Genomic DNA, 25,392 nt, shown 5'->3' with positions numbered 1-25,392 from the left:
CTGCCAAACCCTGCAGGATACCTGATGCCTAGCTTCGCCCAGAATCTCGAAAAGACCCTCCACGCCGCGCTCGACGGGGCACGCGAACGGCGCCACGAATACGCCACGCTCGAGCATTTGCTGCTCGCGCTGATCGCGGACGACGACGCGGCGGAAGTGATGGGCGCATGCGGGGTCGATCTCGCCGAACTGGCGGACGTGGTCCGCACCTATCTCGACCAGGAATACCAGTCGCTCCAGGCCGACGAGGCGGGCGAACCGCAGCCGACCGCCGGTTTCCAGCGTGTGGTCCAGCGCGCGATCCTGCACGTGCAGTCCTCGGGCAAGGACACGGTGACGGGCGCCAACGTGCTCGTCGCGCTGTTCTCCGAACGCGATTCCTACGCGGTCTATTTCCTCCAGCAGCAGGACATGAGCCGGCTGGATGCGGTCAGCTTCATCAGCCACGGCATCGGCAAGGGCGGCCAGGCGGTCGAGCCGCGATCGCCGCGCGGGGCCGAGGACGAGGCTGCCGAGGAAAAGGAAGACACCAAGAACAAGAAGGAAACCGCGCTCGACCAGTTCACGGTCAATCTCAACACCAAGGCGGAAGGCGGCAAGATCGACCCGCTGATCGGCCGCGGGCCCGAAGTGGATCGCACGGTACAGATCCTGTGCCGCCGGTCGAAGAACAACCCGCTCTACGTCGGCGATCCTGGCGTCGGGAAGACCGCGATTGCGGAGGGTCTGGCGCGCAAGATCGTCGAAGGCGACGTGCCCGAAGTGCTCGAGGAAGCGGTGATCTATTCGCTCGACATGGGCGCGCTGCTGGCGGGCACGCGCTATCGCGGCGATTTCGAGGAACGGCTCAAGCAGGTCGTCTCCGAGCTCGAGAAGATGCCGCATGCGATTTTGTTCATCGACGAGATCCACACCGTGATCGGCGCCGGCGCGACCAGCGGCGGGGCGATGGATGCCTCGAACCTCCTAAAGCCCGCGCTTTCCAGCGGCGCGATCCGCTGCATCGGGTCGACCACCTACAAGGAATTCCGCAACCACTTCGAAAAGGACCGCGCACTGCTGCGCCGGTTTCAGAAGATCGACGTCAACGAACCGACGATCGAGGATACGGTGAAGATCCTCAAGGGCCTCAAGAGCGCGTTCGAGAAGCATCACAAGGTGACCTACACCGCCGATGCCCTCAAGACCGCGGTGGAGCTGAGCGCGCGCTACATCAACGACCGCAAGCTGCCCGACAAGGCGATCGACGTGGTCGACGAGGTCGGCGCGATGCAGATGCTCGTGCCGCCCAGCAAGCGGCGCAAGAAGATCACCGCGCGCGAGATCGAGGCGGTGATCGCGACGATGGCGCGCATCCCTCCGAAATCGGTGAGCAAGGACGACAAGACCGCGCTCGAAAACCTCGAACGCGACCTGAAGCAAGTCGTCTTCGGACAGGACCCGGCGGTGAGGAAACTCTCGACCGCGATGAAGCTGAGCCGTGCAGGGCTTCGCGATCCGGACAAGCCGATCGGTTCGTTCCTGTTCTCCGGCCCGACCGGCGTCGGCAAGACCGAGGTCGCCCGCCAGCTCGCCAGCATCATGGGGATCGAGCTCAAGCGCTTCGACATGTCCGAATATATGGAGCGGCACAGCGTTTCGCGCCTGATCGGCGCGCCTCCGGGCTATGTCGGCTACGATCAGGGCGGCCTGCTGACCGACGCGGTCGACCAGAACCCGCACAGCGTGCTTCTGCTCGACGAGATCGAGAAGGCGCACCCCGACCTGTTCAACATCCTGCTGCAGGTGATGGATAATGGCCGCCTGACCGACCACCACGGCAAGACGGTCGATTTCCGCAACGTGGTGCTGATCATGACCACCAATGCGGGTGCGGCGGACATGGCGAGCCAGGGTATCGGCTTTGGCGACGTCAGCCGCGAGGATGCGAGCGAAGAGGCGGTGAAACGCATGTTCACCCCCGAATTCCGCAACCGCCTCGATGCGATCGTGCCCTTCGGCTACCTCGGCAAGAACACCATCGCGCGGGTGGTCGACAAGTTCATCATCCAGCTCGAGCTCCAGCTGGCCGATCAGAACGTCGACATCCAGTTCGACGATGCCGCCAAGAAATGGCTCGGCGACAAGGGTTACGACCGGCTGTACGGCGCGCGCCCGATGGGCCGCCTGATCCAGGAAAAGATCAAGCAGCCGCTGGCCGAGGAACTGCTGTTCGGCAAGCTGGCCGACGGCGGCGAGGTCAATGTGACGGTGAAGGACGGCAAGCCGCATTTCGAGCTCACGCCCGCCCCGCCCAAGGCGAGCAAGCGCAAGAAGGCCACTCCGAAGACAAAGGCGGCCGAGAGCAAGGCAGGCGAAGGCGCGGCAGACGCGGACGACGCTTCCGAAAGCTAGGACGGGAACGGGGCGTGGCGGCGGGCGGTTGATCGCCCATGCCCGCCGCGCCCTTCTCCTGGATCCAGCCACATCCGCACGGCATCCACGTGGTGCCCGCCGATGCCTGGGTCGATCCCTCGCGACCCGTCGATACCGCGCTCGTCACCCACGGCCATGCGGATCATGCGCGCGGCGGGCACGGCACGACCTGGGCCACACCCGAAACGCTCGCGATCATGGAGCTGCGCTATCGCACCGGGGCTGAGGACGATGCGGGCGAAATCCCCCACCGGGCGCAGGCCGTGCAGTATGGCGAGACGGTCCGTCTGAAGGGCGGCGTCGATGCGACCTATATCCCCGCGGGCCACGTGCTCGGCAGTGCGCAAATCCTGCTCGAACATGCGGGCGAGCGGATCGTGGTCACCGGGGACTACAAGCGGCGGCCCGACCCGACCTGCCCTGCGTTCGAGCTGGTCGCCTGCGACATCTTCATCACCGAGGCGACCTTCGGCCTGCCCGTCTTCAGCCATCCGCCGATCGAAGGCGAGATCGCCAAGCTGCTCGACCGGCTTGCGGCGCATCCCGATTCCTGCGTGCTCGTGGGTGCCTATGCGCTGGGCAAGGCGCAGCGCGTGATCGCCGAGCTGCGCCGCGCGGGCCATACCGACCCGATCTATCTCCACGGCGCGATGGAGAAGATGTGCCGCTTGTACGAGGAGCACGGCGTCGATCTGGGCGAGCTGCGGCTGGTCGCCGATCATTCGAAGGACGAGATGCGGGGGCAGATCGTCGTCTCGCCCCCCTCGGCGCTCAACGACCGCTGGAGCCGCCGCCTGCCCGATCCGATCACCGCCATGGCGTCAGGCTGGATGCGGGTGCGCCAGCGCGCCCGCCAGCGCAATGTCGAGCTGCCGCTGATAATCTCCGACCATTGCGACTGGGGTGAGCTGACCGACACGATCCAAGAGATCGACGCGCAGGAGACGTGGATCACGCATGGCCGCGAGGAAGCGCTGCTGCGCTGGTGCCAGCTGCACCAGCGCCGCGCCCGCGCGCTCGCGATGGTCGGTTACGAGGACGAGGACGAGTGACCGGATTGCATCATCCGGCCCCCGCCCCCTGCAAGACGCTAGTCGAGTTCGGCGAGGCCCGCCGCGATGTTCGCCAGCATCTCGTCGGTGATCATTCCGCCCGACATCGGCTGGATCGCCGCGAGGCTCATGCTCTTGAAATGCATGTAATGCTCGTGTTCGTCGAGGCCGGGGATTTCGGCGAGGACGACTTCGCGGGCGTCCTCGTCGGCCATCAGCGTCTCGATCGGCGTATCGAGCGAGAGGGCATCGGCGGAAGCTTCGGTAGCATGATCATCCATGGCGAGGGTCGGGGCCGCAACAAGCAGCAGCGGCAGGGCAAGCAGCGCGGTCTTCATGGCATTCTCTCCGGTGAAACACGGGCGCGCGCGGCACGCCCCTGGCCGAGCATCGCACGCCGCCGTCCGGAAGCAAGAGTTTTTGCGTGATGGAAGACTTCGCCGCCCTGATCGACGCGCTCGTCTATACCCGTAGCCGGAATGAGAAGCTGCGGCTGATCGGCGAATACCTGCAGCGCACGCCCGATCCCGACCGCGGCTGGGCGCTGGCCGCGCTCTCCGACGGGCTCGATTTTCCCGCGGTCAAATCCTCCACCATCCGCAACCTGCTGAAAGAACGCGTCGACCCGGTTCTGTGGTCGCTCAGCCGCGATTTCGTGGGCGACACGGCAGAGACCGCCAGCCTGCTCTGGCCTCAGCCCGACGACGCGCCCTCCCCACCGACGGTGAGCGAGACGGTCGATCTGCTGCAGGGCATGACGCGCAAGTCGGTCGTGACCGAACTGCCCGCGCTGCTCGACCGGCTCGACGTGTCGGGCCGCTACGCGCTGCTCAAGCTCGCCACCGGCGCGATGCGGATCGGCATCTCGGCGCGGCTGGCCAAGGTCGCCTTTGCCGAGGCCTTCGGTGTCTCCGTGGAGGACGTCGAGGAATACTGGCATGGGCTCAAACCGCCCTACCCCGAACTGTTCGCCTGGGCCGCCGAAGGCGCGGACCCGCCCGACATGGCGGATATCCCGCTGTTCAAGCCCTTCATGCTCGCCCACCCGCTCGAAGACCTCGTCGTCAGCCTCGACGACTATGTCGCCGAGTGGAAGTGGGACGGGATCCGCGTGCAGCTTGTCCATGCCGGCCCCGAGGGTGGCGGCGAGACACGCCTCTATTCGCGCGGCGGCGACGATATCTCGCACAGCTTCCCCGAGATGCTGCCCGCGCTGAACTTTCCCGCGATCCTCGATGGCGAATTGCTCGTACAGGGGACCACGCAGGGCGGCGAAGCGGGCGGCGCGGCGAGCTTCAACGCGCTGCAACAGCGGCTGGGGCGCAAGACGGTGAGCAAGAAGATGCTCGCCGAGAGCCCCGCTTTCGTGCGCGTCTACGACGTCCTCTCGCTCAACGGCGAGAACCTGCGCGAGCGGCCGTGGCACGAGCGGCGCGCGGCGCTGGAGGAACTGATGGCGCGGCTGCCCGGCGACCGCTTCGACCTCTCGCAAATCGTCGAGGCGCGCGATTTCGAACATCTGGCCGAGATCCGCGAAGGCGCACGCGACGACGCGATCGAGGGGTTGATGCTCAAGCGACGCGACAGCCCTTACGTGCCCGGCCGCCGCACGGGCCTGTGGTACAAGTGGAAGCGCGATCCGCTGCTGATCGACTGCGTGCTGATGTATGCCCAGCGCGGCAGCGGCAAGCGTTCGAGTTTCTATTCGGATTACACTTTCGGCTGCTGGGATGGCGACCCCGATGCAGGCGCAGACCTGCTGCCGGTGGGCAAGGCCTATTCGGGCTTCACCGATGCCGAGCTCAAGAAGCTCGACCGCCATGTGCGCCAGAACACCGTCAACCGCTTCGGCCCCGTGCGCGAGACCGACAAGAGCCTGGTGTTCGAAGTCGCGTTCGACAGCGTGCACTCGTCGAACCGGCACAAGAGCGGCCTCGCCATGCGCTTCCCGCGCATCCACCGCATCCGCTGGGACAAGCCCCCGCACGAGGCCGACCGGATCGCGGCATTGCAGGCGCTGGTGAGGGATTGACGTCACGACGTCGCGGCTCAATCGCCATGCATGACGTCACTGGTGAAATGGGCGGGTAGGCCGCGCCATGTCGCACCTTCAATCCGGCGCACCGGGGGTGTAGCGACGTCCCCATGCAACGCTTCACTCCGGGCCAGCGCCGTTTCGCCTTTGCCGTGGCGGGCCTGGCGGGCTTCGTCGACATCACCGGCTTCCTTCAGCTCGACGGCTATTTCGTCTCGTTCATGACCGGCAACACCACGCTGCTCGCGCGCGATCTGGCAGGCGGGATGCAACGCGTGGCGGTGCCCGCGCTGCTTATCGCGGGCTTCGTCATCGGCGTGACCCTCGGCACGCTGGTGGGGGACAGGTGGGCGGCGCGGCGCAAGGTGGTGGTGACTGCGATGGTGACCGCCTGCCTGGTGTGCGCGGCGCTTGCGAGGCTTGCCGATCAGTCGGAAATCTCGCTCGGCCTGCTGGTGATCGCGATGGGCGCGCTAAACATCGTGATGAGCGCCAATCGCGCCAATCCGGTGGGGCTGACCTATATGACCGGTGCGCTGGTGCGCACGGGGCAATTGCTGGCCGAACGCATCGGCGGGGATCGCAGCGCGAACCCGCTCGCCTTCGCAGGGCTCTGGGCCAGCCTGCTGACAGGCGCGGTCTGCGGTGCACTGGTCGGCATGAACTGGGGCACGGCCTCGCTGTGGATTGCGGCGGGCGGCGCGGGTACCCTGTGCTTCGCGGCGACCCGCATGCGCGCGCGCGTGCCAGGATGATGAGCCCTACAGCGTAACGGCCAGCACCTTCTCGCGCGAAGTTGCGCCGCGCAACACCGCGCAACGCGACTTCGGAATGCCCAGCGCCTTCGCCACCAGCACCTCGACCGCCGTATTGGCAGCACCGTCCTGCGGCTTCGCGCGCACCTTCACCTGCACTGCGCTGTCGATGATCGAGACCGATTCGGTGCGCGCGCCCGGCGTCACTCGCACGCGCAGCTCTTCCCCACTGATCAGCGCGCGCAGCGCTGTGGCATCGGGGAGGTCAGCGGCAGGGCGCGTCATCGGTGCCCGCGCGGGACAGTGCCGCGCTTCGGACTGCTGTCCTACAGGCGAGCGATCGTGGCATAAGGTCGGCGCTCTTTCGCATCGTCCGCTTGTCCAATTCCGTATTGATCGGCGCAATCGATTGTTCGCGGCCATTCGATCGGTTGAATTTCGACCCCTGGACACTGTGTCAGGTGTGTCAGAAACCCTACTCGGCCTTAACCGCCGCCGCGTGGTGCTTCGCATTCTCGGCGTAATGCGCGACGCCCAGCTGCATTCCGGCCACCGCCGCGTCGTCGAGATCACGCATCTTGCGTGCAGGCCGCCCGCCCCACAGCTCGCGTTCGCCCATCACCTTGTTCTCGGTCAGCATCGCACCCGCCGCCAGCATCGCATCGCTCGCGATGACCGCGTTGTTCATCGCGATCGCGCCGAGACCGACGAAGCCGCGATCCTCGATCCGGCAGCCGTGGACCATCGCCATGTGGCCGATCAGGACGTCGTCGCCGATCAGCAGCGGACAGCCGTCGGGATATTGCGGCGAGGGCCCGTCGCAATGGAGCACGCTGCCGTCCTGCACATTGGTCCGCTCGCCGATCACGATGCGGCTGACATCGGCGCGCAGCACGCAATTGTACCAGATCGAACTGCCCGCCCCGATGGTGACGTCGCCTACGATCACGCTGCCCGGCGCGATGAACGCGCTCTCGTGGATCTGCGGCGCCTTGCCGTGGATCGCGATCAGCCGGACGCCCGCTCTGGTTTGGGGCGGCCTGTCTTGTGTCGTCTCGGTCATCATCTCTCTCCCAGTATCGCGCCCCAGTCGAGGTAGGGCAGGATCGAGGCATAGTCGTCGGTCCACGGCTCGGCCACCGGGTCGCCCAGCTCGATCCAGTCGGCCTGCGTGTTCGACTGGAGCAGCTTGGCCATCGGCAGCGCGTCACTCGATATGGCGACCCAGAAGCTCGCGCTAACCCCGCTCTCGGTGTCGCTGGCATCGTCGCGCATCAGGGCGATCCAGCCATTCTCCAGCGCGTGCGCGGCGAGCACCGGCCTGAGGTCGACATAGCGGTTGGAGATGTGGATCAGCATCAGCCCGTCGGGCTTCAGCGCGCGGCCATAGGCGTGCATCGCCTCGCGCGTCAGCAGGTGGAGCGGGATCGCGTCCGAGCTGAAGGCATCGACGGCGAGGACGTCGTATTGCTGCGCAGGCTCGGCCTCGAGTTCGATCCGCGCGTCGCCCAGCCGGATCTCGGCCTGCGGCGCGCAATCGTCGACGAAGGTGAACACGCCGTCGCGCGTATATTCGACCACCATCGGGTCGATCTCGTAGAAGGTGTAGTCCTGCCCCGGCTCGCGATAGCAGGCGAGCGTGCCGGTACCGAGCCCGATCAGGCCCACATCCGCGCCCTCGCCGTAGATCTCCCCGGCGGCGCTCAGCGCGAGGCCCACGCCCGAGGTCGGCCCGTAATAGGTGGTCGGCGCGTTGCGGCGCGCCGGGTCCATGAACTGCCGCCCGTGGAGGGTCGTGCCGTGAAGCAGCGCGCGCGTGGGCGGATCGTCGTACTGGCGCACGGTGTAGACGCCGAAATAGCTGCGCTCGCGAATACCCGCGGCACTGTCTTCCAGCGTCTCCCACCCGCCGCGCGCGAGCATCAGGATGAGAAGGATCGCGAGGAAGGCCCAGCGATTGCCGAGCGCGAGCACCCCCAGCGCGGCGATCGCGATCAGCAGCGCGTGGACGGTGAGGCTCTGCTGCGCGGCGACTGCGGCATGCATCCACAGGCCCAGCGCAAGCGCGCCCGCGACCAGTACCAGCCGCGCAAGCAGCCGCGCGCGCGGCTCCAGCCCCAGCCGGTCCATCCACCCGATCAGCGGGACCTGCGGCAGCAGCGCCCCGGCGGCGAGGACCAGCAGCGGGTGCTCCCACACCCAGTCGAACACCAGCGGCGCGACGATGGCGGCGAAGAGCCCGCCCAGCGCGCCGCCCGCACTCATCACGAGGTAGAACAGCGTGAGCCTGGCCGGGCTCGGCCGGTCGGCATAGAGCCGCCGGTGGAGCGCGGTCGCAACCACGAACAGCATCAGCACCGCCGCCAGCGCGATCGAAACGCCGTCCGCCCCGCGGCTCACCATCGCCATCGAACCCGCGAGCAGCAGGATCGTGGGCGCGGTCCGGGCAAGCGCGAAGCCAAGCGAACTGCGTTCGTTGAACGCGAACACGAAGCTGAGGAGGTAGAGGCCCAGCGGCAGCACCCACAGCAGCGGCATCGCGACGATGTCGGTCGTGAGATGCGTCGTGGTGGAGAGCATCAGGCCAGAGGGCACCGCCGCCAGCGCAAGCCAGAAGAGGATGCGCCGCCAGCCGATCGCCTCGCCTTCTTGCGCCGCCGGATCCTCGACAGGCATGTCGGCGGCGTTCCACCGGGTCCACGCCAGCGCGGCCATGCACGCGATCAGGATCACGTAGCCCGCCGCCCAGAACGCGCTTTGCCCGGCGAGCGGCAGATTGGGTTCGAGCAGCAGCGGATAGCTCAGCAATCCGGCAAAGCTGCCGACATTGGACGCGGCGTAGAGCCAGTAGGGATCGCCCGTCGCCTCGTCCGCGGCGTACCAGCGCTGGATCAGCGGGGCCTGCGCGGACACGAGGAAGAACAGCGGGCCGATGGTGGCAAGCAGCAGCAGCGGAACCCAGAAGACCTCGTAACCGCTGGGCCGTGGCACGTCCGCCAGCGCGATCGGCAGGAAGATCAGCGCCACTAGCAGCAGCGCGAGGTGGATCACCGCCTGCCGCCGGATCGCCAGGCGCGAAATCGCGTGGGCATAGGCATAGCCGCCCAGCAGCAGCGCCTGATAGACCAGCATCGCGCTGTTCCAGACATTGGGCGCACCGCCCAGCTGCGGCAATGCAAGCCGCGCGACCAGCGGCTGGACGAGGAACAGCAGGAAACTGCTCAGCAGGATCGTGCCGACGAACAGCACGCGGAAAGGCTTCAGGCCACTCATGTCGCGTCGCTTTCGCCCGCGTCCCAGCCTTCTCGGCCGAGCGCGTAGAGGATGGTGGGGTTGTCTTCCGGCGAAAAGCGCGGGTCTTCGAAATCGAGGTCCGGGCGTCGTTCCATCCCCAGCCGCTCCATCAGCCGCCAGCTCGGTTCGTTGGCGTATGAGGTCAGCGCGACCACCTGCGGCACGCGATGGTCGACGAATGCCCACCGCAGCACCGCGCGCACCGCTTCGCTGGCATATCCGCGGCGCCAGCGGTCCTGCCGGATCATCCAGCCGATCTCGACATCGCCGGGGTTCTTCGCCCCCTCGCTGTCGACGCGCTTCAGGCCGCAATGGCCGACCGGCTCGCCACTCTCACGCTCGAACACCAGCATCCAGCCGAAGCCTTCGCGCGCGTGGAACGCCATCGACTTCGCGTGCTTCTCCTCGATCAGCTCCAGCGTCGCGGGGCCGCCCAGGTGCCGCGTCGCCTCCACCGAATTGAGGTGGCGGATCTGCAGCTCCGCATCGCCGGGCCGAATCGGGCGCAGCCGCAGGCGTTCGGTCTCGAGCAGCCACTCAGCCACGCGCCCGTTCCCATTCTTCCGCCGCGATCGAATAGACGATGATCGTCGGGTCCTCGGGGTCGAAATCGGCATTGGCGAAGTCGAGATCTTCGCGCCGGCGCATGCCCAGCCGCTTCATCAGGCCCCAGCTGGCATCGTTGCGCGCCACCGTCAGCGCCACGACCTCGTCGGCCTCGAAACGCTCGAACGCGAGGTCGAGCGAGGCGGACGCCGCCTCTTTCGCATAGCCCTGCCCCCACGCATCCTCGCGCAGCCGCCAGCCGACCTCCATCGTGCCGACCGGGCCGCCCGCCTGGTTGCAGCGCTTGAGCCCGCAAAAGCCGAGGATCGCACCGTCTTCCTTGCGCTCCACCGCCCAGAAGGTGTGGCCATGGTCGCGCTCGTAGGACAGCAGGCGGTCCTGCGCGCCCGCGCGCTTCTCCGCATCGCACACCCCGCCCAGCCAGCGCATGACGGCGGGCGTGTTGGTCGCTTCCCAGAAACGCGGCCAGTCTTCCTCGCGCCAGTCGCGCAGGGTCAGGCGAGCGGTCTCGCGGTGAAAATCAGCCATTGAGGATGCGGGCGGCGAAGGGTGCATAGTAGGTCAGAACCCCGGCGCAGCCCGCGCGCTTGAACGCGGTCAGTTTCTCCATCACCAGCGCTTCGCGGTCGCCCACGTTGGCGGCGACACCCGCTTCGATCAGCGCATATTCGCCGCTGACCTGATAGGCGAACACCGGCACGTCGAAGCGATCGCGCGCCATGCGGATGATGTCGAGATAGGCGAGGCCCGGCTTCACCATCACGCTGTCCGCACCTTCCGCGATGTCGAGCGCGATCTCGCGCATCGCCTCGTCGCTATTGCCCGCGTCGAGCTGGTAGGTGCGCTTGTCGCCCTTCAGGCGGTCACCCGATCCCACCGCGTCGCGGAACGGGCCGTAGAAGGCGGAGGCGTATTTGGCGGCGTAGCTCATGATCTGGATATTGGCGTGCCCGGCGTCTTCCAGCGCCTGGCGGATCGCACCCACGCGCCCGTCCATCATGTCCGACGGGGCGACGATGTCCGTGCCTGCCGCAACCTGGTTGAGCGACTGCTTCACCAGCGCCTCCAGCGTGGCATCGTTGGCGACATAGCCGTGTTCGTCGAGCAGGCCGTCCTGCCCGTGGCTGGTATAGGGGTCGAGCGCGACGTCGCAGATCACGCCGATCGAATCGCCGTAGCGGTCGCGGATCGCGCGGACCGCCTGGCAGATCAGGTTGTCCGGATTCCACGCCTCTTCCGCCGCTTCGCTGCGCAGCCCGGCGGGCGTGTTCGGAAACAGCGCAACGCACGGGATGCCCAGCTCGCTCGCTTCGCCGACGCGGTCGAGCAGCAGGTCGACCGACCAGCGGCTGACGCCGGGCAGGCTGGCGACCGGCTGTTCCACGCCCTCGCCATCGATCACGAACAGCGGCCAGATCAGGTCGGCGGGCGAAAGCACCGTCTGGCGGTGGAGACGGCGGCTCCACTCGTGGGTGCGGGTACGGCGCAAGCGGGTTGCGGGGAAAGCTGCTGTCATGGGTGTGCGGTGTGGCCCAAGCCTGCTCCGCCTGCAAGGTTCACCCGCGCTGTCAGCCGCCGCTTTTGTGTCGTGCGACCAGCGCGATCCGGTCGATCTCGCGCAGCGGCTGTTCGGCCACCGGCCTGGTCGGCCGCATGTCTTCGAGTGCGGCGCCCGCGTCGACCGTCTTCAGCGCCTCGAGCGTCGAGCGGAAGCGGCGCAGATCTTCCCCGCTCAGCTGTGCGCGGGTGACGTAGCGGACCGACAGCGGATCGACATGACGGCCGCCGCGATACATCTCGTAATGCAGGTGCGGTCCGGTCGACAGGCCGGTCGAGCCGACATAGCCGATGATCTGCCCGCGCTGGACATACTGACCGCGCGACACGGCCATCCGGCTCATGTGGCAGAAGCGCGTGCCGAGGCCGCCTTCGTGCGACAGGCGCACGGCATTGCCGCAGCCGCCCGCACGCCCCGCGCTCGTCACGCGGCCATCGGTCGGTGCGACGATCGGCGTGCCGTGGCGCGCACGATAGTCGACGCCCGCGTGCATCCGCTTGTAGCGCAGGATCGGGTGGCGGCGCACGCCGTAGCGCGAGCCGATCGAGCCGGGCACCGGTGCCAGCAGGCCCGATCGCTGCTCGCCCACGCCCGATGCTTCGAAGAACTGGTCGTCCTTGCCCCAGCGCATCAGCTGGATGGTCGGCTCGCCCTCGCGTTCGACCCCCGCGTAGAGCAGGCGGCCCGCCTGCCGCTCGCCCGTCGCGGCGCGGCGGTAGGAGACGATCATGTCGAAAGTGTCGCCGGGCTGGAGCGCCCTGTCGAGATCCTCGTGATCGCCGACCGCCTTGAGGTAGGCCTGGATCGCGCTGGCCGGAGCGCCCGCCGCGCGGGCGGAGCGATAGACGCTGCCGTCGACGGTTCCCCGCAGCCGCAGCGGCGTCTCGTCGACTTCGATCGGTTCGCGGATCAGCGCGAGATTGCCGTCGTCTCCCCGTGCCACCGCCAGCGACAGATCGAACCGCGCGCGGAAGCGCATTTCGTCGAGCGGGCGCGGTTCCCCCGGCGCGGTGCGGCGGCCGAGCGTCATGTCCAGCTGCGTGCCCGGCTCGATCTCGTCGAGCGAAATCGCCTGCGCGACCAGCTGCTCCGCGCGCGTTGCGTCGGCCTGGCCCACGCCCTGGCGTGCCAGAATGCTGGCCAGACTGTCGCTGCGGCCGAAGGTGGCGGTCATGTCGAGCTGCGGGCGTTCGGGCGCGTCGGCCAGCGGGCGGACCAGCGCGGTGGGCGCCATGCGCGCGCCGGTATCGCCGCCCAGCGCCAGCGGCATGATCGTCTGGCTGCGAAACTCGTCGCGCGCCATCTGGTCCAGCCGCACGGCGGGTGCCGCCTCGACCGGCGAGAAGTCGGGCCAGAAGGCCAGCGCGACGGCGGAGAGCGAGAGGAACGTGGCCGCGCCGCGAAACCAGCGCGGGCTGCCGATATTCTGTGCAAGATCGGGGGCCAGATCGACCTGTTCGAGCCGGGCGACCCCCGCGCGCAGCCGGCTCCGCCCCGCTCGCGACAGCGTGGCCAGGCGCGCGCCAAGGCTCGGCGATTCCTTGGCCGGCACCGCGCGAGGCTCCTGCGGGCCAGCGGTCTCGCTGTTATCGTCTGTAGCGGCTGCGTCGTGCGTCTCCGGCACGTCCGCATCCGCCTGGTCGGCGTAGGTCAGATCCCGTCTCCGATAGTCTGGCGCAGCCGCGATACTCCAGTCAGTCGAAGTGGCGGCGCATATCGGGTGAGCGGGCCTTGTGCCATCGCATTCTTAATCGGCATTTAATCCTGCTTCCGTGATCCCACGGATGCGCGACGATCCGGGCGCTATCCGCGCCGAACCGGCCAAGGGCGCTCACGGGCACCACGCTTGCGACATGCGCGCAGGCTTGCCACATGCAGGGGCGCGATGTCCGCTTCCGCCATCAAAGCCGTCCTCGGCCCCACGAACACCGGCAAGACGCATCTGGCGATCGAGCGGATGTGCGGCCATTCGAGCGGCACGATCGGCTTCCCGCTGCGATTGCTGGCACGCGAGGTCTACGATCGGGTGGTGGCGATCAAGGGCGAGAAGGCGGTCGCGCTGATCACCGGCGAGGAGCGGATCGAGCCTCCGGATGCCCGCTATTCGCTGTGCACGGTCGAGGCGATGCCGCATGACGGCGGCGGGCACGCCTTCGTCGCGGTCGACGAAGTGCAGCTCGCCGCGGACCGCGAGCGCGGGCATGTCTTCACCGACCGCTTGCTCAATGCGCGCGGCCGGGAGGAGACCATGCTGCTCGGCTCGGCTACCGCCGCGCCGGTGATCAGGTCGCTGATCCCGCATGTCGAGATGACCGAGCGGCCGCGTTTCTCCACCCTCACCCATGCCGGCGCGCGCAAGCTTTCGCGCCTGCCCAAGCGCAGCGCCGTCGTCGCGTTTTCGTCCGAGCAGGTTTACGCCATCGCGGAGATGCTGCGGCGTCATCGCGGCGGGGCGGCGGTGGTGATGGGCGCGCTGAGCCCCGAAACACGCAACAAGCAGGTCGAACTGTTCCAGAACGGCGAGGTCGACTACATCGTCGCCACTGACGCTATCGGCATGGGCCTCAACCTCGACGTCACCCATGTCGCCTTCGCCAGCCTCGCCAAGTTCGACGGCGTCAAGCGGCGGCGGCTGATGCCCGCCGAGATGGCGCAGATCGCGGGCCGCGCGGGGCGGCACCACAGCGACGGCAGCTTCGGCGCGCTGGTCGGGATGGGCGGGCAGCACGCCGAATTCACCGACGAAGAGATCTACGCGATCGAGGAACATCGCTTCCAGCCGCTCACCAGGCTCTACTGGCGCGAGGCCGAACCGCGCTTCGATTCGCTCGGCACGCTGATCGCGGACCTGAGCGCGAAGCCCGGCGAGCATGAGCTCGCCCCGGCGCCCGAGGCGATCGACCTTGCCGTGCTGCGCAAGCTGGCCGAGCAGCCCTTCACCGATTCGATTCGCGGGCACGCCAATGTCCGGCGTTTCTGGGAAGTCTGCTCGCTCCCCGATTTCCGCGCGTCGGGCGTCGATACCCATGCCCGCTTCGTCACGCGCTTGTGGCAGGATTTGCAAGGCGGCTATATCGGGGCGGATTACGTCGCCGCGCGGATCGCCGAACTCGACACGGTGCGCGGCGATATCGCCGTGCTGCAGGGGCGGATAGCCGCGATCCGATCCTGGGCCTATATTTGCCAGCGGCCCGACTGGGTGCTCGCGCGCGACGAAATGGCGGCGCGTGCCCGCGCGGTCGAAGCCCGCCTGTCCGATGCGCTCCATGCGCGCCTGACCGAGCGGTTCGTGAATCGAAGGACCTCCGTACTGATGAAGCATCTTGGCAACGACCCTGCCCTCCTCCCGATTAGCCTCGAGGATGACGGCACGCTGCTGGTCGAGGACCAGGCGATCGGCAAGCTGGAGGGATTCCGCTTCGCGATCGATCCGCATGCGGCGGCGGGCGACCGCAAGATGCTGCTCTCCGCCGGCGAAAAGGCGCTGCCGCGAATCCTCGCGGCACAGGCGGAAAAGCTGCGCGAGAGCGGGCTCGAAGGCGTCACGCTCGAAGCGGGCCGGGTGATGTGGGGGACGCAGGAGATCGCGCGGCTCGACCATCCGGTCGATCCGGCCGAGCCGCGGCTCCAGCCCGCGCGCGAGCTCGACCGCCTGCCCGACGGCGCGCGCGAGGCCTTCCTCGCCGCGATCGAGGCAAAGGTGAAGGAGTTGCTCGCCCCGCTCGAGCCCTACCGCAAGCTGCAACTGGCCTCGAAGAGCGAGGATGCGACATCGTGGGCGCGCGCGCTGCTGCTCAACCTGCTCGACGGGCACGGGATCGTGACGCGTGAGAGCGCGGGAATCGAAAACCTGCCCAAGGAAGCGCGCCCCTTCCTGCGCAAGGTCGGGGTGGTGTTCGGCGCGCTCGACATCTTCGCGCCCGCGCTGCTCAAGCCCGCTCCGCGCCTCGCGCTGAAGCAGGCGGGCATCGACAGCCGTCCGGTGGACGAGACGATGCGGTCGGTCATCCCCGCGACCAGGCCGCTTCCGGCCGGGTATCGCCCGGCGGGCGAGCAGCTCGTGCGGGTCGACATCGCCGAAAAGCTGTTCAAGCAGGCGCACGAGGCGCGCGCCGGCAGCAGGGCGAGCACACGCGGGCGCGGCGCGCCCTTCGTGCTCGACCCCGCGCTGGCGGTTTCGACCGGCCTCACCCCCGACAGCATCAAGCGCCTGCTGGGCGCGGCGGGGTTCCGCTTCGTCGAAGGCAGGCCGCTGGCCGAAGGCGCGCATGGCCCCGCAATACCCGATCGCTGGCGCTGGCTGCCCTCGCGCAAGGGCGGCGGCGATGGGCGGCAGCAGGATAGGCGTGGCGGCAAACCGCATCAGGCCAAGAACGGCGGCCAGCCGCGCAACCCGTCCCGCGGCAAGGGCAAGCCGCAGGGCAAGGGGCGCGGTCCCAAGGAGAATCGCCCGCAGTCCGGCAAGCCTGCCGAGCCGCGCCCCGAGAATGCCTTTGCCGCGCTGAAGGACATGCTCGGCTGATGCGGGTACCCGCCCGATGAGGCTCGACCTGGCGTTGTGCCGGCTGCGCTTCGTGCGCACGCGCAGCGCCGCCCGTCGCCTCGTCGAAAGCGGATATCTGCGGCTCAACGGCCAGCGGGTCGAGCGTGTGGCGCGCGCCGTGGCGCCGGGCGACGTGCTCACCATTCCGCGCGGACAGGGCGTCGTCGTGATCCGGATCGAGAGCCTGCCGGAGCGTCGCGGCCCGCCATGCGAGGCACTTAGCTGTTACAGTCTGCTTGACCGGCAAGGCTCCGACCCACTAGCAGCACCGCCAGAAACAAACGGCGCCCAAGGAACCCGCCCATGACTTATGTCGTCACCGACGCCTGTATCAAATGCAAGTATACCGACTGCGTCGAGGTCTGCCCGGTCGACTGCTTCTACGAGGGCGAGAACATGCTGGTGATCAATCCGAGCGAATGCATCGACTGCGGCGTGTGCGAACCCGAGTGCCCGGCCGAGGCGATCCTTCCCGACACCGAGGACGGGCTGGAGAAGTGGTTGGAAATCAACACGAAATTCTCCAACGAGTGGCCCAATATCACGCAAAAGAAGGATCCGCCCGCCGACGCGGACGAGCATAAGGACGAAGAGGGCAAGTTCGAGAAGTTCTTCAGCGAGGAACCCGGCGAAGGGGACTGAGTCGACTCCCTGGAAGGGGAGTTATGCTGAAACTGCTCAAACGGACCTGGCAGGGCGCCTCGCAGGACAATGCGGGCCTCGTTGCCGCCGGAGTATCCTACTACGCTTTTCTCGCGATGGTGCCGCTGCTGGCGGTGAGCGTGCTGCTCTACGGCCTGGTGGCGACGCCTGACGTGGTTGCGCGCGACGTCGCCGCGCTGGGCCGCGGCTTGCCCGAGAGCGCGGCTTCGCTGATCGGCGACCAGCTGCAATCGGTGACCGAGGCGAACGACGATGCCAAGGGACTGGGCCTGCTCATCGCGCTGGCGGTGGCACTCTTCGGGGCGCGCAACGCCGCGCGTTCGGTCATCGGAGGGCTCAATGTGGTCTTCAATGCCGAGGAAGATCGCGGCTTCCTGAAAAGCAACGCGATCGCGGTTGCGATCACCGTGGGGGCCGTGTTCGCGCTCGCGATCGCAGGGACCGCAATCTCGCTCGCGACGGCGCTGCCCGGTGCGGCGGCACCGGTCGCCAGTTTCGCGCTCATGTTCGTGGTTGGAATGCTGGGCGCGGGGTTTCTCTACCGCGTCGCACCGAATCGCCCGGATCCGCCATGGAGCGCCGTCCTGCCGGGCGCCGCGCTGTTCAGCTTCGTGTGGGTCGGGGCGACCGCGCTGTTCGGCAGCTATGTCGCGAATATCGCCAGCTACAACGCCACTTACGGCTCGCTGGGCGCGGTCGTCGTCCTGCTGACCTGGTTCTACCTCAGCGCCTTCCTGCTGATGCTGGGCGGCGAATTCGTACAGGCGAGGATGGAAGCGGACTGATCGGCCCGATTTGTTTCAGCGACTCGCAATAATCGCCGGAAGATGCTATATAGCGCGCTCCGCCGTGATTTCGGTCGTGGCGGTCGATGGAAGTTGAAAGGCAGGTCCCCCCCGCATCACGACGCAACTTGACCTTCGCCCCTCCGGGGCGGCCGGTCTTTTAGTGCCTTCGATGCACACCCCCGCCTTCGTTTGAAAGGAATTTTCATGGCAGCCAAGGCACTCGCCTTCGATGTCGGCGATTATGTCGTCTATCCCAAGCACGGCGTCGGCCGCGTGGTCGAACTGCAGAGCGAAGAGATCGCAGGCATGAAGCTCGATCTCTACGTCCTGCGCTTCGAAAAAGAGCGGATGACGCTCCGCGTACCGGTCAACAAGGTCGAATCGATCGGCATGCGCAAGCTTTCCAGCGACAAGACGCTGAAGGAAGCGATGGAGACCCTCAAGGGCAAGCCCAAGGTCAAGCGGACCATGTGGAGCCGCCGCGCGCAGGAATACGAAGCGAAGATCAACTCGGGCGATCTCGTCAGCATCGCCGAAGTGACGCGCGACCTGTTCCGCCCCGACGACCAGCCCGAACAGTCCTATTCCGAACGGCAGATCTTCGAAGCGGCCTCCAGCCGCCTCGCGCGCGAGCTGGCCGCGATGGAAAAGACCGACGAGCCGGCTGCGCTGGAAAAGATCCTCTCGGTCCTGCGCGAACACGCACCGCAATATTACGAGAACACCGAAGAAGCCTGATCGACGGGCTGCCGACGGTATTCGACGAGGGCCGTCCCGCGAGGGGCGGCCCTCTTGCTTTGGCCGCTCCGCATCGTGTATTAGAGCCTTAACACAGCCAAAGGGTGGAGACTGTCATGAAATTCTGGTCAGGACTTGCGATCGCTGCGGCCGCGACACTTTTGTCGGCCTGCAATGCGGACTTCAACATCAGCTCGGGCAGCAGCGGCGTTCCGCTCGCCGAACTCGATTACGAAGGCGCCACGCCGACCGGCATTTCGCTCACCGGCCCCGACCGCGTCATCGTGACATCGGGCGAGACGCTGGCCATCGATGTCGAAGGCGACCGCGACGTTACCGAGACGCTGCGCTTCGATCTCGACGACGATACGCTCGGCATCGGTCGCGAGGGCAGCTGGCGTCAGAAGGGCGTCGCGACCATCCGCGTGACCATGCCCACGCCGACCAGGCTCTCGCTCGCGGGATCGGGCGAGATCGGGCTCGACCGGCTCGGCACCGGGGGCAATGTAGACATTTCGATCGCCGGTTCGGGCGAATCGCGGATCGCGCGGATCGACGCCGACGTGCTCGACATCAGCGTCGCGGGATCGGGTTCGCTCACCGCCGCGGGCCGCGTCGAAACGCTCGACCTGTCGATCGCGGGCTCGGGCGATCTCGACATGCGCGAGGTCGAGGTCGGCAATGCGGATATCGCCATCGCGGGTTCCGGCGATGCGGTCTTCTCCTCGGACGGGACGGTCGATGCGAGCATAATGGGATCGGGCGATGTCGAGGTGATCGGCAATGCCCGTTGCGATGTCAGTTCGATGGGTTCGGGCGAGGTGCGCTGCACCGCGCGGGCCTCGCGTAGCCAGCAGGCCGGCGCGCAGGCCGAGGAATAGGCTTCCCGCCAACGGCGCGGCAGGGCATAGATAGCGGGTATGAAACCGATCGTCCCGCTCGCCCTGCTCGCCGCTTTCGCCCTTCAGGGCTGCCTCGCCAAGGCGGCCTGGGATGTGGCCACTCTGCCGGTCAAGGCCGGCAGCAAGGCGGTCGACCTCGCGACCACCAGCCAGAGCGAGGCGGACGAGAATCGCGGGCGCGAGATCCGGCGGCGCGAGGAACAGCTCGGCAAGCTGGAGCGCCGCTATCGCGACCAGCGCGAGGATTGCGAGGATGGCGACCGCAAGGCCTGCGACGAGGCGCGCGAGACCTACGCGGAAATCCAGCGCCTCTTGCCGACGGTCCCTTACGAACCCGAAGACGACTGACCGGGCGGCGTCGCGGCGCGGCGCAGCCGGTCGTTGATCGCGCGCCCGACGCGCTCCTCGGGCACCGGCGCGACCGCGATGCGCGGCTTGCCGAACACGGCTGCAAGATGCAGGCACGCGTAGAGGTTGCTCGCAGCCTCCGTCAGGTCGCCGCCAGCCGACAGCGTGACGTCACCCTCCACTGCCCCGAAGCCGATCATGAATTCGTCGGCGTGAGGATCGGTGACGCCAAGCCGCATCGGTTTGCCGGGTGAATAGTGACTCGCCAGTTGGCCGGGGGCTTCGAGCGTCGCTCGACCCGTTCGGCCCGGCATGTCGGCATCGCGATGCTGGCGGTGAAGCGCATCGAGATCGACGGGGCCGGCGCGCAGCTCTTCCCACGATCCGTCGCCGCGAATCGCAAGTATGGTCGATTCCACCCCCGCCTGCGTCACCCCGCCATCGAGCACCATGTCGATCCGCCCGTCGAGTGACGTCAAGACGTGCTGCGCCGAGGTAGGGCTGATGAAGCCGCTGCGATTGGCCGACGGCGCAGCTAGGGGGAAATCGACGCGGCCCAGCAATTCCTGCATCACCGGGTGCGCCGGACAGCGCAGCGCGACCGTGGGCAGTCCTGCCGTCACGGCTGACGCCAAGCCTGCATCGGGCCTGCGCGGCACGACCAGCGTCAGAGGACCGGGCCACGTCGTCGCCACCGCAACCCTGGCCGCATCGTCCCACTGCGCGTAGTGCGCCGCCTGCGCTTCGTCGCGCACATGGACGATCAGCGGATTGAAGCTCGGCCGGCCCTTGGCCGCGAAGATGCGCGCGACCGCTTCCTCGCTGTCCGCGCGCGCCGCGAGGCCGTACACCGTCTCGGTCGGCACGGCGACGAGGCCGCCGTCGCGCAGGATATCCGCCGCCCGCGCGATTCCGGCCTCGTCGGCCAATACCGTTTCCGTAACGTATTTGCGGTCCATCCCCGCGCGCTATATCCGGGGGGCAACAAAGCCAAGAGGATGCCCCCGAAGTGACCCCCTACAAGCCCGCCACGCAAGACCAGCTGCTCGCCATTCGTGCCAATGCCGGCATCGCCGAGCTCGCGCAGCACGAGCATTTCGCCGCCGCCGAACCGGACCTCGTCGAAGCGATCGTCGAGGGTGTCGGGCAGTTCGCGGCGGGCGAATGGGCTCCGCTCAACCGCAAGGGCGACCTCGAGGGCGCCAAGCTCGAAAACGGCGTGGTCCGCCTGCCCGACGGGTTCGAGGAGGCGTACCAGGCCTATGTCGAGCAGGGGTGGAACGCCATCGCCGGAACGGCCGAGCATGGCGGACAGGGCCTGCCCTTCACGCTGGCGTGCAACGTGCTCGAAAATCTCGGCACCGCGAACTACGCCTTCAACCTGCTGCCGATGCTGTCGGTCGGGGCGATCGAAGCGCTCGAGGCACATGGCAGCGAGGATCAGAAGAACCGCTATCTGCCCGATCTGATCAGCGGGAAATGGTCGGGCACGATGAACCTGACCGAGCCGCAGGCAGGCAGCGATGTCGGCGCGCTGCGCACCACGGCCGAGAAAATCGAGGATGGCGAACACGCGGGCAAATACCGCATCAAGGGCCAGAAGATCTACATCACTTGGGGCGAGCACGAGCTGGCCGAGAACATCGTCCACCTCGTCCTGGCGCGCCTGCCGGGAGCGGCCGAGGGCAGCCGGGGCATCTCGCTGTTCGTGGTGCCCAAGTATCACCTCAAGGACGACGGATCGCTGGGCGCGCGCAACGATCTTCGCTGCGTCAGCCTCGAACACAAGCTCGGCATCAACGCCTCGCCTACCTGCGTGATGTCCTACGGCGACAATGACGAATGCATCGGCGAGCTGGTGGGGGCGGAGAACCGCGGCCTCGCCGCGATGTTCACGATGATGAACAACGCCCGCATCAATGTCGGCTCGCAGGGGGTGCAGATCGCCGAGCGCGCGACGCAGGGCGCGCTGGCCTACGCGATGGACCGCGTGCAGTCCGCCCGCGCCGGTGCGGAGGACCGCACGCCGGTGGCGATCAGCGAACACCCCGACGTGCGCCGCATGCTGCTGCGCATGCGCAGCCTGACCGAGGCGATGCGCGGGCTGCTCTATTACACCGCCGGGCAGGTCGACCGCAGCGATATCGGCGATGCTGCCGCCAAGGCGCGCGCCGAGGTCCTCGTGCCGATGCTGAAGGCTTGGGCGACCGATACGGGGATCGAGGTCGCCTCGCTCGGCATCCAGGTCCATGGCGGCATGGGCTTCGTCGAAGAGACCGGCGCAGCGCAGCATTATCGCGATGCGCGGATCGCACCGATCTACGAAGGGACCAACGGCATCCAGGCCGCCGACCTCGTGACGCGCAAGCTCGGGCTCGAGAATGGCGAGGTGCTGCAGGCGCTGTTCGCCGATATCGCGCGCGATGCGGCGGACGAGCCACAGCTGAAGGCGCTCGCAGGCGAATGCGCGGCCATCGCCAAGTGGATGCGCGAGGATGCCTCGCTCGACGACCGGCTCGCGGGCAGCGTGCCCTTCACCACCATGTGCGCGGTCGCCGTGTCGGGCTGGACGCTGCTCAAGCAGGTCGAAGCGCTGGACGATGCGGCGGATAGCGATCGCAAGCATGCCAAGCGCGTGACGACGCGCTTTTTCCTCGACCACATCGTGCCCGAGGCGACCGGCCTCAAGGCATCGGCCACCGCCGGTGCGGCGCTGCTCTACGAACTCGACGGGGCCGTGCTGGGCGCCTGAGACTATTCGCCGGAGGTATTGCCTAGCGGGTTGAACTCGCGCGCGAATTCGTCGGTGAAGGCGTCGCGGGGGTCGCCCCGCAGCTCGGTCTGCGCTTCGAGCCGCTCGCCCTCGATCTGCTCGATCGCGTCGGCAGGCTGCGCATCGGGATCGATCACGTGCCAGATGATCCCCGCGGTATCGTCGCTCACCAGCAGGCCGCCCCGATCGGTCCATTCGACCCAGGTCGGGCGCCCGCGCGTCTCGCCGTCGCCATTCAGGAAGCTGCGCAGCACGGGCACGGGCTTGCCGAGCGGATTGCCCCGCGCGTCGAAGCGGACGAAGACGACGTCGTAGCCCGAAGGCGGCTTGCGGTTCCACGAACCGTGCCGCGCGATGAAGGCCCCGCGCGCGTAATCGTCGCCCAACCGGTGTCCTTCGCGGCTGAAGGCGAGGCCCAGCGCCGCGACGTGCGGGCCCAGCGCGTATTCGGGGTAGCGCGCATATTCGGTCAGGAAATTGGGCATCGGCGCCTCGACCCGCATGTCGAGCGTGTTCTTGTAATAGACCCACGGCCAGCCGTAATTCGCGCCGATCGGCACGTTGGTCAGGTAATCGGGCACCAGATCCCCGCCGAGCATGTCGCGCTCGTTCACCGTGGTCCACAATTCGTCGGACATCGGGTTCCACGCCAGCCCGTTGGGATTGCGCAGGCCGGTCGCCCAGATCCGCTGCGAACCGTCGGCAAGATCATATTCCCAGATCGCGGCGCGGCCTTCCTCGGCCTCCATGCCGTTCTCGCCGATATTGCTCGCCGAACCGACCGCGACATAGATCCGCTCGCCATCGGGCGAGAGGATGATGTTGCGCATCCAGTGATTGCCGCCGCCCGGCAGGTCCATCAGCTTGCGCGGCTCGCCCGTCAGGTTGGGCGATCCCAGCTCGTAATCGAAGGCCAGCAGGGCATTGTGATTGGCGACGTAGAGCGTGCCGTCGGCGTAGGCGAGGCCCGAGGGCGAATCGAGGCCGTCCTCGCGCAGCACCCGGCGGATATCGGCGCGCCCGTCGCCGTCGCTGTCGCGCAGCAGGACGAGGGCGTCGGGCGAAGGCACGCCCGCGCCCGCGCGGCCCATCAGGGTCTTCATGATGAAGCCCTCGATCCCGCCGGTCTCGCGCGGGGGGCTGTTGGTCAGCGTGACCAGGATATCGCCATTGGGCAGGCGATAGAGGATGCGCGGATGATCGAGCCCTTCGGCGAAGCGGACGACTTCCAGCCCCTCGGCCGCGTCTGGCGTCTCACCCTCGGCCCAGCCCACCGGCTCGGCCACGTTGATCGTGGGAAACCATTCCTCATCGGGCTCGACCAGCGTCGGATCGGTGCCCGAGACCTCGTCCACCGTCAGCTCGGCGCGGCTGCCGCGCAGCAGCAGGGCGATGATGATCGCCGCCAGCACGAGGATGACGAGAATTGCGATGCCGATGTTGCGAAGGATCTTCATGCACCCGAAATAGGCGGCGATCGCCCGGGCGGCAATCGCCAAACCATTCCTGGCATCCACCGCCCCCGTCCCCCGTGTCCGCCCCAGGAGTTTCCCGATGTTCGATTTCACCCTCCCCGCCGATACCAGCGACGAAGAACGCTACCGCGAGCTTGCCAATGCCGCCGACGCGCTGACCGACGGCGAGAGCGACGGCGTGGCCAACATGGCCAACCTTGCCGCGCTGATCTGGAGCTTCGTGCCCGATCTCAACTGGGCGGGATTCTACCGGATGGTAGACGGCGAACTTGTGCTCGGCCCGTTCATCGGCAATCCGGCCTGCATCCGCATCCCGCTGGGCCAGGGCGTCTGCGGCACCGCGGCGCAGAGCGGCGAGACGCAGCTGGTCGAGGACGTCCACGCCTTCCCCGGCCACATCGCCTGCGATTCGGCGAGCGCTTCGGAACTGGTCGTGCCGGTGATACGCGACGGCCGGGTGATCGCGGTGATCGATCTCGACAGCCCCAACAAGGCGCGCTTCGGCGATGCGGATGCGCGCGGGATCGAGGCAATGGCGGCGCGGATCGCCGGGCGCATCTGACGCCCCCTGCCCCAGCGCGGGACAGGGCCTTGCGACCCTGCTCCGCGACGGGACCCAAAATGGTAACCCTTTCTTAACCACACTGCGAGGGCGAATTCTTCGACCCTCCTCGAAAGGGTCTGCCAGTCATGCGTTCCATCATTCTCGCCAGTGCGGCCATGCTCGGCATCAGCGCCGCGCCCGCGTCAGCCCAGTATTACCGCGCGCCGCAGACCTATACGGCGCCCCCGGCCTATGCCGCTCCGACCGTGCAATATGCGCCGCCGCACTATGCGCCGCCCCAATATGCGCAGACGCTCCCGCCCCTCCCGCCGACCTACGACCGCGACGACTGGATCCGCGACTGCCGCGTCTATCTGCGCGACCGGCGGCGGCGCGGCGAGACGGGCGGCGTTGTGGGCGGGATCATCGGCGGGGCCGCAGGTGCCTATGCCGGGAACCGGCTGGCCGACGACGGATCGCGGCTTGCCGGATCGCTCATCGGAGGCGGAATCGGCGGCCTCGCCGGGGTTGCCATCGGCACGCTCATCGGGCTCGCCGGTCGCGACGACGCCAAGCGCGACTGCAAGCAATGGCTCTCCCATTACGAGCAGGCGCTCGCCGCCCAGGCGATCAACGGCGGGGGCTATGCCTATGGCGGGGACGATTACGGCTACCGGGGCGACAACTATGGCTACGCGCAGGGCGGCGCCTATGCCTATGGCGGGGGCTATTCATCGAGCCAGGTTGGCGCCGTCGTGGTCACGATCGAGCACCAGCACGCCGAGCGCTATGTCCCTGTAATCCGGGAAGAAATCGTCGAGGAATACTACGAGGTCGAGGAGCGCGAGGTCGTCCGCGAGCGCATCGTGCACCCGCGTCCGGTCCAGCCCCGCGGCGACAAGCGGATCAAGTACATCAAGACCAAGTAGGGGAGTACCCGCG

The 25,392-nt window shown here is 67.6% G+C and carries 24 protein-coding genes; 14 read left to right on the top strand and 10 right to left on the bottom strand.

Features of this window, described 5'->3' with window-relative positions; genetic code table 11:
* Positions 1 to 24 precede the first annotated feature (24 nt).
* The gene (gene clpA / locus DL238_RS03120) at positions 25 to 2,394 is read left to right on the top strand and encodes an ATP-dependent Clp protease ATP-binding subunit ClpA (protein WP_115490921.1); all 2,370 of its coding nucleotides are present in this window, start codon (positions 25 to 27) and stop codon (positions 2,392 to 2,394) included.
* Positions 2,395 to 2,432: 38 nt separating this feature from the next.
* The gene (locus DL238_RS03115) at positions 2,433 to 3,467 is read left to right on the top strand and encodes a ligase-associated DNA damage response exonuclease (RefSeq protein WP_115490920.1); all 1,035 of its coding nucleotides are present in this window, start codon (positions 2,433 to 2,435) and stop codon (positions 3,465 to 3,467) included.
* Positions 3,468 to 3,505: 38 nt separating this feature from the next.
* Here DL238_RS03115 and DL238_RS03110 read toward each other — a convergent pair whose 3' ends face one another.
* A complete protein-coding gene (locus DL238_RS03110; protein ID WP_115490919.1) occupies positions 3,506 to 3,805 on the bottom strand; it encodes a hypothetical protein in 300 nt (99 codons plus the stop codon).
* Between the two features lie 89 nt (positions 3,806 to 3,894).
* Here DL238_RS03110 and DL238_RS03105 point away from each other — a divergent pair, with 89 nt between their 5' ends.
* Together DL238_RS03105 and DL238_RS03100 are read left to right on the top strand one after the other, a co-directional pair.
* Positions 3,895 to 5,499: a cisplatin damage response ATP-dependent DNA ligase gene (locus DL238_RS03105; protein WP_115490918.1), complete on the top strand. Its 1,605-nt coding sequence runs from the start codon at positions 3,895 to 3,897 to the stop codon at positions 5,497 to 5,499.
* 113 nt (positions 5,500 to 5,612) lie between these two features.
* The gene (locus DL238_RS03100) at positions 5,613 to 6,257 is read left to right on the top strand and encodes a YoaK family protein (protein ID WP_115490917.1); all 645 of its coding nucleotides are present in this window, start codon (positions 5,613 to 5,615) and stop codon (positions 6,255 to 6,257) included.
* A gap of 6 nt (positions 6,258 to 6,263) precedes the next feature.
* On the opposite strand, the gene DL238_RS03095 is transcribed toward DL238_RS03100, so the two are convergent.
* The 7 genes from DL238_RS03095 to DL238_RS03065 form a co-directional block, all read right to left on the bottom strand.
* Positions 6,264 to 6,542 (bottom strand): DUF167 domain-containing protein, encoded by a 279-nt coding sequence (locus tag DL238_RS03095; RefSeq protein WP_115490916.1) that lies wholly within the window; start codon positions 6,540 to 6,542, stop codon positions 6,264 to 6,266.
* A gap of 190 nt (positions 6,543 to 6,732) precedes the next feature.
* A complete protein-coding gene (locus DL238_RS03090; RefSeq protein ID WP_115490915.1) occupies positions 6,733 to 7,320 on the bottom strand; it encodes a gamma carbonic anhydrase family protein in 588 nt (195 codons plus the stop codon).
* Positions 7,320 to 9,530, bottom strand: coding sequence for a fused MFS/spermidine synthase (locus DL238_RS03085; RefSeq protein ID WP_115490914.1), 2,211 nt, complete (start codon positions 9,528 to 9,530; stop codon positions 7,320 to 7,322). Before DL238_RS03085 ends, DL238_RS03090 begins: the two co-directional genes overlap by 1 nt.
* Positions 9,527 to 10,096: a GNAT family N-acetyltransferase gene (locus tag DL238_RS03080; protein WP_115490913.1), complete on the bottom strand. Its 570-nt coding sequence runs from the start codon at positions 10,094 to 10,096 to the stop codon at positions 9,527 to 9,529. Before DL238_RS03080 ends, DL238_RS03085 begins: the two co-directional genes overlap by 4 nt.
* A complete protein-coding gene (locus DL238_RS03075) occupies positions 10,089 to 10,646 on the bottom strand; it encodes a GNAT family N-acetyltransferase (RefSeq protein ID WP_115490912.1) in 558 nt (185 codons plus the stop codon). The genes DL238_RS03080 and DL238_RS03075 overlap by 8 nt, the downstream gene beginning before the upstream one ends.
* Positions 10,639 to 11,634, bottom strand: a complete 996-nt coding sequence (hemB, locus tag DL238_RS03070) for a porphobilinogen synthase (protein WP_115490911.1) — start codon at positions 11,632 to 11,634, stop codon at positions 10,639 to 10,641. The genes DL238_RS03075 and hemB overlap by 8 nt, the downstream gene beginning before the upstream one ends.
* Positions 11,635 to 11,686: 52 nt before the next feature.
* The gene (locus tag DL238_RS03065; RefSeq protein ID WP_115490910.1) at positions 11,687 to 13,300 is read right to left on the bottom strand and encodes a M23 family metallopeptidase; all 1,614 of its coding nucleotides are present in this window, start codon (positions 13,298 to 13,300) and stop codon (positions 11,687 to 11,689) included.
* 261 nt (positions 13,301 to 13,561) lie between these two features.
* On the opposite strand from DL238_RS03065, the gene DL238_RS03060 reads away from it, so the two are divergent.
* The 7 genes from DL238_RS03060 to DL238_RS03030 all read left to right on the top strand — a co-directional run bounded on the left by DL238_RS03060 (position 13,562) and on the right by DL238_RS03030 (position 19,658).
* On the top strand, positions 13,562 to 16,198 hold the full coding sequence (locus DL238_RS03060; protein ID WP_115490909.1) for a helicase-related protein: 2,637 nt from the start codon (positions 13,562 to 13,564) through the stop codon (positions 16,196 to 16,198).
* 16 nt (positions 16,199 to 16,214) lie between these two features.
* Positions 16,215 to 16,526, top strand: coding sequence for a S4 domain-containing protein (locus tag DL238_RS03055; RefSeq protein WP_115490908.1), 312 nt, complete (start codon positions 16,215 to 16,217; stop codon positions 16,524 to 16,526).
* A complete protein-coding gene (gene fdxA, locus DL238_RS03050) occupies positions 16,523 to 16,861 on the top strand; it encodes a ferredoxin FdxA (RefSeq protein ID WP_115490907.1) in 339 nt (112 codons plus the stop codon). The genes DL238_RS03055 and fdxA overlap by 4 nt, the downstream gene beginning before the upstream one ends.
* Positions 16,862 to 16,884: 23 nt before the next feature.
* Positions 16,885 to 17,667 (top strand): YihY/virulence factor BrkB family protein, encoded by a 783-nt coding sequence (locus DL238_RS03045; protein ID WP_115490906.1) that lies wholly within the window; start codon positions 16,885 to 16,887, stop codon positions 17,665 to 17,667.
* Positions 17,668 to 17,874: 207 nt separating this feature from the next.
* The gene (locus tag DL238_RS03040) at positions 17,875 to 18,408 is read left to right on the top strand and encodes a CarD family transcriptional regulator (RefSeq protein WP_115490905.1); all 534 of its coding nucleotides are present in this window, start codon (positions 17,875 to 17,877) and stop codon (positions 18,406 to 18,408) included.
* A gap of 116 nt (positions 18,409 to 18,524) precedes the next feature.
* Positions 18,525 to 19,289, top strand: a complete 765-nt coding sequence (locus DL238_RS03035; protein ID WP_115490904.1) for a head GIN domain-containing protein — start codon at positions 18,525 to 18,527, stop codon at positions 19,287 to 19,289.
* Positions 19,290 to 19,328: 39 nt separating this feature from the next.
* Complete coding sequence (locus DL238_RS03030; protein WP_115490903.1) at positions 19,329 to 19,658, top strand: hypothetical protein; 330 nt, start codon at positions 19,329 to 19,331, stop codon at positions 19,656 to 19,658.
* On the opposite strand, the gene DL238_RS03025 is transcribed toward DL238_RS03030, so the two are convergent.
* Positions 19,637 to 20,617, bottom strand: coding sequence for an L-threonylcarbamoyladenylate synthase (locus tag DL238_RS03025; protein ID WP_115490902.1), 981 nt, complete (start codon positions 20,615 to 20,617; stop codon positions 19,637 to 19,639). The genes DL238_RS03030 and DL238_RS03025 overlap by 22 nt on opposite strands.
* Positions 20,618 to 20,667: 50 nt before the next feature.
* Between DL238_RS03025 and DL238_RS03020 the strand changes: the two genes are divergently transcribed.
* The gene (locus DL238_RS03020) at positions 20,668 to 22,410 is read left to right on the top strand and encodes an acyl-CoA dehydrogenase (protein ID WP_115490901.1); all 1,743 of its coding nucleotides are present in this window, start codon (positions 20,668 to 20,670) and stop codon (positions 22,408 to 22,410) included.
* Positions 22,411 to 22,412: 2 nt separating this feature from the next.
* Here the strand turns inward: DL238_RS03020 and DL238_RS03015 are convergent, their stop codons facing one another.
* Positions 22,413 to 23,888, bottom strand: coding sequence for a PQQ-dependent sugar dehydrogenase (locus DL238_RS03015; RefSeq protein WP_115492740.1), 1,476 nt, complete (start codon positions 23,886 to 23,888; stop codon positions 22,413 to 22,415).
* Between the two features lie 97 nt (positions 23,889 to 23,985).
* Here DL238_RS03015 and DL238_RS03010 point away from each other — a divergent pair, with 97 nt between their 5' ends.
* A complete protein-coding gene (locus DL238_RS03010) occupies positions 23,986 to 24,468 on the top strand; it encodes a GAF domain-containing protein (RefSeq protein ID WP_115490900.1) in 483 nt (160 codons plus the stop codon).
* A 128-nt stretch (positions 24,469 to 24,596) separates the two neighbouring features.
* On the top strand, positions 24,597 to 25,379 hold the full coding sequence (locus DL238_RS03005; protein WP_115490899.1) for a hypothetical protein: 783 nt from the start codon (positions 24,597 to 24,599) through the stop codon (positions 25,377 to 25,379).
* Positions 25,380 to 25,392: the final 13 nt, after the last annotated feature.

Source organism: Alteriqipengyuania lutimaris (genome assembly GCF_003363135.1).
GTDB classification, from domain to species: Bacteria; Pseudomonadota; Alphaproteobacteria; order Sphingomonadales; family Sphingomonadaceae; genus Alteriqipengyuania; species Alteriqipengyuania lutimaris.
Note: the sequence above shows the minus strand (reverse complement) of the source record. Positions and strands in the feature narration are given on the sequence as shown.

What these genes read in the sequence shown, in the direction of transcription:
- DL238_RS03030 (WP_115490903.1), top strand. Translation starts at nt 19,329, where the DNA reads ATGAAACCGATCGTCCCGCTCGCCCTGCTCGCCGCTTTCGCCCTTCAG.
- hemB (WP_115490911.1), bottom strand. Translation starts at nt 11,634, where the DNA reads ATGACAGCAGCTTTCCCCGCAACCCGCTTGCGCCGTACCCGCACCCAC.
- DL238_RS03095 (WP_115490916.1), bottom strand. Translation starts at nt 6,542, where the DNA reads ATGACGCGCCCTGCCGCTGACCTCCCCGATGCCACAGCGCTGCGCGCG.
- DL238_RS03005 (WP_115490899.1), top strand. Translation starts at nt 24,597, where the DNA reads ATGCGTTCCATCATTCTCGCCAGTGCGGCCATGCTCGGCATCAGCGCC.
- DL238_RS03010 (WP_115490900.1), top strand. Translation starts at nt 23,986, where the DNA reads ATGTTCGATTTCACCCTCCCCGCCGATACCAGCGACGAAGAACGCTAC.
- DL238_RS03075 (WP_115490912.1), bottom strand. Translation starts at nt 10,646, where the DNA reads ATGGCTGATTTTCACCGCGAGACCGCTCGCCTGACCCTGCGCGACTGG.
- DL238_RS03110 (WP_115490919.1), bottom strand. Translation starts at nt 3,805, where the DNA reads ATGAAGACCGCGCTGCTTGCCCTGCCGCTGCTGCTTGTTGCGGCCCCG.
- DL238_RS03035 (WP_115490904.1), top strand. Translation starts at nt 18,525, where the DNA reads ATGAAATTCTGGTCAGGACTTGCGATCGCTGCGGCCGCGACACTTTTG.
- DL238_RS03085 (WP_115490914.1), bottom strand. Translation starts at nt 9,530, where the DNA reads ATGAGTGGCCTGAAGCCTTTCCGCGTGCTGTTCGTCGGCACGATCCTG.
- DL238_RS03025 (WP_115490902.1), bottom strand. Translation starts at nt 20,617, where the DNA reads ATGGACCGCAAATACGTTACGGAAACGGTATTGGCCGACGAGGCCGGA.
- DL238_RS03045 (WP_115490906.1), top strand. Translation starts at nt 16,885, where the DNA reads ATGCTGAAACTGCTCAAACGGACCTGGCAGGGCGCCTCGCAGGACAAT.
- clpA (WP_115490921.1), top strand. Translation starts at nt 25, where the DNA reads ATGCCTAGCTTCGCCCAGAATCTCGAAAAGACCCTCCACGCCGCGCTC.
- DL238_RS03055 (WP_115490908.1), top strand. Translation starts at nt 16,215, where the DNA reads ATGAGGCTCGACCTGGCGTTGTGCCGGCTGCGCTTCGTGCGCACGCGC.
- DL238_RS03115 (WP_115490920.1), top strand. Translation starts at nt 2,433, where the DNA reads ATGCCCGCCGCGCCCTTCTCCTGGATCCAGCCACATCCGCACGGCATC.
- DL238_RS03060 (WP_115490909.1), top strand. Translation starts at nt 13,562, where the DNA reads ATGTCCGCTTCCGCCATCAAAGCCGTCCTCGGCCCCACGAACACCGGC.
- DL238_RS03015 (WP_115492740.1), bottom strand. Translation starts at nt 23,888, where the DNA reads ATGAAGATCCTTCGCAACATCGGCATCGCAATTCTCGTCATCCTCGTG.
- fdxA (WP_115490907.1), top strand. Translation starts at nt 16,523, where the DNA reads ATGACTTATGTCGTCACCGACGCCTGTATCAAATGCAAGTATACCGAC.
- DL238_RS03090 (WP_115490915.1), bottom strand. Translation starts at nt 7,320, where the DNA reads ATGACCGAGACGACACAAGACAGGCCGCCCCAAACCAGAGCGGGCGTC.
- DL238_RS03105 (WP_115490918.1), top strand. Translation starts at nt 3,895, where the DNA reads ATGGAAGACTTCGCCGCCCTGATCGACGCGCTCGTCTATACCCGTAGC.
- DL238_RS03100 (WP_115490917.1), top strand. Translation starts at nt 5,613, where the DNA reads ATGCAACGCTTCACTCCGGGCCAGCGCCGTTTCGCCTTTGCCGTGGCG.
- DL238_RS03040 (WP_115490905.1), top strand. Translation starts at nt 17,875, where the DNA reads ATGGCAGCCAAGGCACTCGCCTTCGATGTCGGCGATTATGTCGTCTAT.